The organism is Streptomyces sp. WELS2, from assembly GCF_013870595.1.
Taxonomy (GTDB): domain Bacteria; phylum Actinomycetota; class Actinomycetes; order Streptomycetales; family Streptomycetaceae; genus Streptomyces.
Genome location: NZ_JACBWZ010001377.1, coordinates 1 through 958, shown reverse-complemented (window position 1 = coordinate 958; position 958 = coordinate 1). Strand labels below are relative to the sequence as shown.

The 958-nt window shown below is 73.1% G+C and carries 1 protein-coding gene; it reads right to left on the bottom strand.

The genetic code is table 11. The annotated features are described in order from the left end of the window. Positions 1 to 876 (bottom strand): helix-turn-helix transcriptional regulator, encoded by an 876-nt coding sequence (locus H5J33_RS36475; RefSeq protein WP_181798954.1) that lies wholly within the window; start codon positions 874 to 876, stop codon positions 1 to 3. Between the last annotated feature and the right edge of the window lie 82 nt (positions 877 to 958).

Genomic DNA, 958 nt, shown 5'->3' with positions numbered 1-958 from the left:
TCAGCGCGGGGTGCCGGTGAGTTGTGTCCCCACGACGGCGAGCAGGTCCAGTTTGCCGGCGCTGTCGGTGCCCGGCGCGGGAGTGAACCACAGCAGCCGCTGCCGGCCGTCCTCGCCGAACAGGCTGAGGCAGTCGACCTCCAGCGTGCCGAGTGCGGGGTGGTTGATGCGCTTGCGGTCGTCCCGGCGGACCCTGACCTCGTGCCGGGCCCACAGGGCGGCGAATTCGGATGAGCGGGCGTTCAGCTCGGCGATCAGGGTGCGTGCCTCGGGATCCTTGGCGTCCCGGCGTGCCGCGGCGGCCCGCAGATCGGCGACGAACGCGCGGGACTGGGCGTCGTGGTCGGCTTCGGGATAGAGGCGGCGGGCGCCGGCGTCCGTGAACCAGCGGTAGACGAAGCTCGTGTCCTTGCCCCGGAACGCCGAGTGGTCGCCGAGCAGGGCGATGGCGAGGGGGTTCTGCACGAGGGTGACGTGCAGGTCGGTGATCACCTGCGCCGGCGTCGAGGGCAGCCGGGTGAGCAGGTCCATCATCCCGGGGTGCACATGCGACCGGGGTCCGCCGGACGCGGGCAGGGGGCGGCCCGCCAGGTGGTAGAGGTAGTCGCGCTCGTCCGACGTCAGCCGCAGCGCGCGGGCCAGGGCCGCGAGCATCTGCTCCGAGGGCTGTGATCCCGCGCCCCGCTCGATCTCGTTGTAGTAGTCGACCGAGGCACCCGCGAGCTGCGCCACCTCCTCACGGCGCAGCCCCGGCACCCGGCGGCGCGGGCCTGCGACGAGGCCGGCCTCCTCGGGCCGGATGCGCTCGCGGCGCGAGCGCAGGAACGTGCCGAGCTCGGTGTATCTCCTGGATCCCACCCACCCAGTCTGCGCCATGACGGCCGCCGGCGTGCCGCCGACACAGGGGATGGCATCCCCTGGTCCGCACCCCGCGCACACCGCATCGTGGGACACATGA